The 8,453-nt window shown below is 43.0% G+C and carries 4 protein-coding genes; all 4 read left to right on the forward strand.

Annotation, left to right across the window (positions count from 1 at the left end; genetic code table 11):
- Nucleotides 1-151 precede the first annotated feature (151 nt).
- Nucleotides 152-3,562, forward strand: coding sequence for an NB-ARC domain-containing protein (locus DP117_RS23235; protein WP_169220606.1), 3,411 nt, complete (start codon nt 152-154; stop codon nt 3,560-3,562).
- Nucleotides 3,563-3,738: 176 nt separating this feature from the next.
- Nucleotides 3,739-4,602 (forward strand): Tab2/Atab2 family RNA-binding protein, encoded by an 864-nt coding sequence (locus tag DP117_RS23240; RefSeq protein ID WP_169220607.1) that lies wholly within the window; start codon nt 3,739-3,741, stop codon nt 4,600-4,602.
- Between the two features lie 177 nt (nt 4,603-4,779).
- Nucleotides 4,780-6,093 (forward strand): TldD/PmbA family protein, encoded by a 1,314-nt coding sequence (locus DP117_RS23245; protein ID WP_169220608.1) that lies wholly within the window; start codon nt 4,780-4,782, stop codon nt 6,091-6,093.
- 109 nt (nt 6,094-6,202) lie between these two features.
- A partial coding sequence (locus DP117_RS23250; protein ID WP_169220609.1) for a chloride channel protein occupies nt 6,203-8,453 on the forward strand: 2,251 nt, incomplete at its 3' end.

Here is an 8,453-nt window from a genome sequence, read left to right on the forward strand (position 1 = left end):
TTTTCTCATCAAGACCATTGTCATGTTCTAGAAACCTTGCTCCCAAGCCCTTCAAATAATTTTGTTAAGTGTTGCAATCTCAAGAGACTATTGCTCATTCTATAAAATGTTAAATTCAAGGCAGTAGTCCTCTACATAGACCAGTACATTTATGGATTTAGTGACTCTTATAACAATTTTCGGGGGCTTTATCGGTATTATTGCTGGCACAGTGCAAGTACTGGACTATGTAGAAAAAAAGCGACGCGAGCAGCCAACACCAATTGAGCTAGTACAAAAAGAAACACCGATTCAACAAGCTTTACCTACACTTTTGCAACTGCAAGTAGCACCAGCAAGTAAACTCCGTCAAGATTGGGGAGAAGCGGTGGATGTATCGGTTTTCTATGGACGTACTGAAGAACTTGCCAAGTTAGAACAGTGGATCATACAAGATGGCTGTCGCTTTGTGGCGCTGTTAGGGATGGGGGGAATTGGTAAGACTTCCTTATCTATCAAACTGGCACAAACAATTCAGGATAAGTTTGAGTACGTTATCTGGCGCAGTCTCCGCAACGCTCCACCAATACAAGAAATCCTAGCAGACTTTATTAAGTTCCTCTCTAACCAACAAGCAACAGATTTACCAGAGGAAGTAGGCGCAAGAATTTCGCTGCTCATTGAATATCTCCGCGCTTCACGTTGTCTCTTGGTTCTGGATAATGCTGAGTCAATTTTACAAGGAGGCGACAAAGCTGGAGAATATCGAGAGGGGTATGAAGAATATGGTGAATTATTCAGGCGCGTTGGCGGAGTTTCGCATCAAAGCTGTTTGATAATCACAAGTCGAGAAAAACCTCAAGAAATTGCTTCATCAGAAGGAGAAACACTCCCAGTTCGGTCTTTGCAACTTACAGGTTTAAAAGCGCAAGACGGAGAAGAGATATTTCTTTTGAAGGGGCTTTATGGCACAGAAGATGAGCAAGAAAGGCTCATCAGCTTTTATCAAGGTAATCCTCTGGCATTAAAGATAATTTCTACGACGATTAAAGAATTATTTGATGGAAGTATTTCAGAATTTTTAGGACAAGAATCTATAGTTTTTGGGAAGATTCGCGATGTTTTAGATCAACAGTTTAATCGCTTGTCGGATTTAGAGCGAGAGGTCATGTACTGGTTGGCGATTAATCGCGAACCTATTGGGCTATCAGAATTACGAGAGGATATTGTATCACTGGAATCGCCGCCGAAGTTGATAGAAGCGCTGGAATCTTTGGTCAGGCGTTCTTTAATTGAAAAAGTTGCCAGAAGTTTCACATTACAGAACGTCGTCATGGAGTACATGACAGACCGATTGATAGAACAAGTTAGCGAAGAGATTAGAAAAGGACAATTTGAACTTTTTAACAGTCATGCTCTCATCAAAGCAACAGCAAAAGATTACGTTAGGGAAGCTCAAATTCGTCTTATCCTCAAGCCAGTTGCTGATAGGTTAAACCGTGAACAGATGCAAAATATAGTATCTGTACTGCAAAATCAACCAGAAATTTTCTCAGGCTATGCAGCCGGAAATATTATTAATTTGCTAGTTCACCTTAATATTGATTTGAGCGGCTATGATTTTTCCCATCTGACAATAAAGCAGGCATACCTCCAGGGTGTAACTTGGCGGGGATTAAATTTTGCTCATTCTGAAATAACCAAGTCAGTTTTTACAGAAACCTTCGGTAGTGTGGAAGCGGTGGCATTTAGTCCTGACGGAAAGTGTTTAGTTGTGGGTGACACAGATGGTCAAATTCGCGTGTGGCAAGTGTCCGATGGTAAAGAAATTTTGAGCTTTCAAGCACATACCAATTGGATAATGTCAATTGCTTTCAGTTGTGATGGAGTTACTTTGGTTAGTGGTAGCAAAGACCAAACTATCCGTCTGTGGAATATCAAGACAGGTGAATGCTTGAAAATTCTGCAGGAACATAACAATATAATCAGGTCAGTCGTCTTCAGTCCAGATGGACAAACCCTTGCCAGTGGTAGTGCTGATCAAACAGTACGTATATGGGATGTTAGCACGGGTGAATGCTTGAAAACCTTTCAAGAACATACTGATTCGGTCAATTCAGTTGTTTTTAGTCCAGATGGACAAACTCTCGCCAGTGGTAGTGCTGATCAAACAGTACGTATATGGGATGTCAGCACGGGAGAATGCTTGAAAATTTTGCAGGGACATACTAAGGGGGTACTATCAATTGCTTTTTGTCCTTCTGGTGTGACTCTCGCTACTGGCAGTCATGATGAGATTATACGTATATGGGATGTCAAGACGGGTAAATGTCTGAAAACTTTACAGGGACATACTAATCGAGTACAGTCAGTTACCTTTAGTCATGATGGTCAACTCCTTGCAAGTACTAGTGATGATAAAACAGTTAGGTTATGGGATGTTTCTACAAGTCAATGTTTGACAACTTTGCAAGGGCATAGCCATCCAGTTGAATCAGTTGTCTTCAGTCCAGATGACAAAATCCTTGTCAGCGTTAGTCATGATCAAACGGTAAGATTATGGGATGTTAGCAGAGGTGAATGCCTGAAAATTTTTCAGGGATACACGAGTTGGGTACCATCTGTTGCATTCAGTCCTGATAGCCAAATTCTTGTCAGTGGAAATCATTTCTTCGCTAGTTTATGGCATCTCAGTAGTGGTTCTTGCCTAAGAACTTTCCAAGGACATAGTAGTTGGGTATGGTCGGTCACTTTCAGTTTTGATGGGAAAATTCTTGCTACGGGTAGTCAGGACAGAACAATTAAACTATGGGATGTAAACACAGGTGAATGCCTCAAAACTTTTGTTGGGCATACTGCTAGAGTCCGGTCAATTTGCTTTAATCCCAATGGCAAAATGCTTGTCAGTGTCGGTTCTGATAAAATGGTAAAGCTATGGGATATTAGTAACGGAAACTGTGTACAAATCTTCCAAGGACACGCTCAAGCAGTATCGTCAGTTGCCTTTAGTCCTAATGGTGAAATCATTGTCACTGGAAGTTATGATTCCACAATTAGGTTATGGGATATCAGGACAGGTGAATGCATCAAAATTTTGCAAAAACATACTGATGAGGTGCATTCAGTTGTTTTTAGTCCTAATGGTGAAATTATTACTAGTGGTAGTCAGGACAAGACAATAAAGCTTTGGTCAGTTAGGACAGGAGAATGCATCAACACTTTACAAGGACACTCTTTAGTCGTCAAATCGATTGCCTTTAGCCCTGACGGTAAAAGACTGGTAAGTTGCAGTCCTGATCAGATGGTAAAGATATGGGATGTGACTACAGGTGAGTGTTTGAAAACTTTACAGGGACATACTAGAGGAGTGCTATCTGTTGCGGTCAGTCCTCAAGGTACAATCATTGCCAGTGGTAGCTATGATGAGACAATCAAGTTGTGGGATTTTAACACAGGTGAGTGTTTAAAAACTCTGAAAGCCGCAAGACCCTACGAAAGCATGAACATCACAGGCGTGACAGGTTTAACCCAAGCGCAAAAAGCAACACTGAAAGCACTGGGTGCAGTTGAGGATAGAAAGTAGGAACAGTGCGATCGCCTATAAATTTCCCCAAAAATTTCTAAAGTCACGAAAATTAGGGAAAACAAGCACGCTAGGAAATTATCTGCCTCCCTCATCTCTCTCATACTTGCCCCAAGGTTACCCATACCCTCGTATGATGAAAATATAAGAAAGTAGCCAAACCATAACGGCATCACATGGGCAGTATTTGGGAACTTGATTTTTACTCGCGTCCGATTCTGGACGAAAATCAGAAAAAAGTTTGGGAAGTTTTGATCTGCGAAAGTCCTTTGGAAACCCGAACAAGAATTGATTCTTTGTTTCGCTTTGCGAAATATTGTCCTAGTACTGAGGTGAATTCAGTGTGGCTGCGGACAGCGTTAGAAGAAGCAATCAGTAAAGCAGGAAAAACACCGAGAAGAATACGCTTTTTCCGCCGCCAAATGAACAACATGATTACTAAAGCCTGCAAAGATTTGGGCATTCCCGCCCAACAAAGTCGCCGCACTTTGACTCTGAATCAATGGCTACAACAACGGATGGAAGAATTTTATCCTCAAGAACCTGGTTATCAAGCAGGAACTAATCCATCTGTGCGCTTGGATAACCCTTTACCTCAACGCTTACCAGATGCCTTAGAAGGAAAGCAGTGGACATTTGTTACTTTACAAGGTGTAGAATTTGCGGAGGTACATGAGTGGGAAGTCAGTTTTGGTGAAACTTTTCCCCTAGAATTGGCACAAGTATCTCCTGATACTCCTATTCCTGGTGTTTTGATATTTTCACCTAGAGCATTGCCAATCGCAGGCTGGATGTCTGGTTTAGAGTTGGCTTGGTTGAAATTTGATGAAAGTCAAGGGGCGAGATTGCTTTTAGAGACTGGTGCAACCGAGAGTTGGATTTTGGCAAATATCAAAAATTCTCAAACGTTAGCAGAAGCCAAAGGCTTTGAACAAGCAAAGCAAAAAGCAAATGGGGTGCATTTTATCGCAGTGCAATCCAATCCTCAAGAAGAATCTTTTGCAGGATTCTGGCTGTTGCAAGAGGTCAATCTGCCGTAAATTGAATTGAGGGAAGAGGTTTGTAGTCAGACCACAACCACACAAAAGGTCTCTCTGTGGGTTACTAGCGTAAGGACAAAGCTGTGCCTTAGGCATAGGACTGGTGGAGATACCCGAAAGGTTAGCGCAATCCGGTGCTGAGTACAAGCCAATTTCCAAGTCCACAGCCAAGAAAATATGGTGTACAAAGAGTTCCCTAACAATTCTCTTGCAGAACAACTGCTGGAACTATCCATAAAATCAGGTGCTTCTGCAGCTGAGGTTTATCAGTCAAAGTCGCTATCTCGACCTGTGTTTTTTGAAGCAAATCGCCTCAAGCAGTTGGAAACTAGTCAAGCTGAAGGCACAGCACTGAGGCTGTGGCGCAACGGATGTCCGGGTTTAGCCGTGGCTTACGGTCCTGTGGAACCACAAGCCTTGGTGGAACGTGCTCTAGCTCTGAGTCAACTTAATCAACCTGAAGCAGTACAATTAAATGGTAATTCTAAGCCTTCCTATCCAGATTTGGGCGAAGATGTACCCGTAGAAAAATTGGTAGAGTGGGGCAAACAAGCGATCGCCATTATTCGTAGTATCTACCCAGATGTCATTTGTAACAGTGAGTGGGAATGTGATGTTGAAACCACCAGACTCGTTAATACCAAAGGTTTAGATTGTCACTACACTGACACAACTCTCAGTTGCTATGTAGAGGCAGAGTGGATACGAGGTGAGGATTTTTTGAGCGTTTCTGATGGTCAAACCGAAAGAGGTAACCTTGATCCAGACAGAGTTGCTCACCAAATTTTACAACGGTTAGCTTGGGCAAGAGAAAATGTTACACCTCCTAACGGTCGTGTCCCGGTTTTATTTACCTCTAAAGCTGCTGATATGCTTTGGGGAACTGTACAAGCAGCTTTGAATGGTAAGCGAATCTTAGAAAAAGCTTCTCCTTGGGTAGAACGCATAGGCACACCAGTCATTTCACCAATTCTCACCCTCTACCAAGATCCCCACGCAGGACCTTACAGTTGCCCGTTTGATGATGAAGGTACCCCAACCCAATCTTTAGTCTTTATCCAAGATGGTGTGTTGCAGCATTTCTATTGCGATCGCACTACCGGACACCAACTCAATATTGCTTCTACTGGTAACGGTTTTCGCCCTGGTTTAGGAAGTTATCCTACCCCTGGTTTATTTAATTTTCTCATCCAGCCAGGAACCCAATCGCTACAAGAATTGATTCAATATTTAGATGATGGTTTAATTGTTGATCAAATGCTAGGAGGAAATGGTGGTATTTCTGGTGACTTTTCCATCAACATTGATTTGGGATACCGTGTCCAAAACGGTCACGTTATTGGGCGTGTCAAGGATACGATGGTAGCAGGAAACGTCTACACAGCTCTCAAACAATTGGTGAAATTGGGTGGTGATGCTGATTGGAACGGTTCTTGCTATACTCCATCTCTTTTAGTAGAAGGGCTATCTAGCACTGGAAAGCAAAATTGACAATGAAAAAAGACTGGGCAATTATAGATGATTCACGTGAAGGCTGAAAGCAGACCTTCAACACAAATCAATTTTTTTTGAACTTTGAATGAGTGAATTTTGAATTAATATGTTGCCTCTTGTTCTTACTCAGAGTTTTCGCACTTTGTGGCAGCCTAGAAGAGGTTTAGCGATCGCAGAAGCATCGGTTATCGGGGTCGTCGCTGCTCTATCAGCTGTATTCTTTAAATTTAGTGCCGGATGGTTAGGAACATGGCGAGTTCGTTCTTCCTACTTCTTGCCTGCATGGGTTGTTCTACCAATCGTTGGTCTTTGCTTAGGATTTTTGGCTGGTTTACTCGTCGAGAGATTGGCACCAGAGGCGGCTGGTGGAGGAATTCCACAAGTCAAAGCTTCTCTTGCTAATGTGCCAATTAGATTATCTTGGCGCGTAGCAGCTGTGAAGTTATTTAGTTCGATCATCGCCCTAGGTTCAGGTTTAACTTTAGGACGGCAAGGTCCTACTGTCCATGTTGGGGCGGCTTTAGCAGCAGGAATGAGTCGTTGGGTTCCGACTTCTCCAGATCATCGACGACAGATGATAGCAGCTGGTGCGGGTGCTGGATTGTCAGCAGCTTTCAATGCCCCCATCGCCGGTATGATCTTTGTTGTCGAGGAATTACTTCAAGATTTATCGGGATTAACTTTAGGAACTGCGATTATTGCCTCGTTCATTGGTGGTGTTGTCTCACGATTACTGGGAGGTGGTAGTCTACAACTTGACCTAGAAGCAACTCGGTACGCCAGTACTTTCTCTGTGACAGAAATTCCTTTTTACCTGATTTTAGGCATTCTAGCAGGGTTACTAGCTGCATTATTCAATCGAGGACTGATTGCCAGTCAAAGAATTTACCGTAACTTACACATCAGCTTGCCGTTACGAGTGGCGTTGGCTGGCTTGATATCTGGTTTGGTGATTGCTCTGTTACCATCTTCTTTTCGAGATAATAGTGGGTTACGGGAGTTTATTATCACAGGTGATGTTTATGTTTCCGTAGCGGCGATCGCCTTTGTCGCTCAGTTTATCTTGACTTTGGTCGCATTTGGCTCAGGAGCACCAGGAGGATTGTTTGCTCCCAGTCTAATTTTGGGTTCTTGTTTAGGATACATCATTGGTGTATTGCAAGACTACGCTTTGGGAGAAGGTTCACCGACAACTTATGCACTAGCAGGAATGGGAGCCTTTTTTAGTGGTGTTTCCAAGGTACCATTTACAGCAATTGTGATTGTGTTTGAGATGACCACAGATTTTAATCTGGTACTACCTTTGATGATTGGTTCTGTGACATCCTATTTAGTCGCTGACAAGATAGTACCTGGGTCATTGTATGACAGACTTTTACACTTAAGTGGTATCACTATCCAAAAACAAGCTCCGATTGAAGGACTGTTGACAAGGTTAACAGCAAGCGGTGTCATGCAAACACGGGTAGAAACTTTAGAACCAGAAACGTCTCTAGATGAAGTCGTAGAAGCTTTCTCGCGTTCTCACCATCGGGGTTTTCCGGTGGTTGAAGATGGCAAGCTTGTAGGAATTGTGACACAAAGTGATTTGCTAAAAATACGCGATCGCAACCTCCCAAAAGATGGCTTTCTCAGGGAAATCATGACGAGTAATCCTTTAACGGTCACTCCCACCCAAAATCTGAGTGATGTACTGTATTTGTTAGACCGTTATCAAATCAGTCGCTTGCCAGTTGTGGAGGGGCGTCGATTGATTGGAATCATTACCCGTGCAGATATTATTCGGGCAGAAGCAGACCATATCAACTGTGAAAATAGACAATCTGGACCGCGCCCTGAACCTTCTTATGTTGTTTATCAAACACGTTCTCCCAGTACTGGTAGGGGAAGATTATTAGTACCCATAGCTAATCCGGAAACAGCAGCAACACTACTAGAGATGGCAGCTGCGATTGCAGGCGATCGCCATTATGAAATAGAGTGCATACAAGTCATGCTTATCTCTCGTTACAGTTCCCCAGCAGAAACCCCAGTCAGAACAACAAAAAGTCGTCGCTTACTCCGACTAGCAGAGGCTTTGGGCAAAAAACGAAAAATTCCTGTACATACGCAAATTCGGGTGACTCATGATGTCGCCCAGGCAATTCTAGAAACAATTAAAGAACGACATATTGACTTGATTTTGATGGGGTGGAAGGGTAGCACTTCCACCCCTGGTCGTATTTTCGGCAATGTTGTAGACACTATAATTCGCCATGCCACTTGCGATGTGGTGCTAGTCAAATTAGGCAAGAATCATGAATCACTAGTCAACACTCACTCTCCCGACCTCCCGACCTCCCGACCTCCTCATCCCC

The sequence above is a fragment of the Brasilonema sp. UFV-L1 genome (assembly GCF_012912105.1).
GTDB lineage: Bacteria > Cyanobacteriota > Cyanobacteriia > Cyanobacteriales > Nostocaceae > Brasilonema.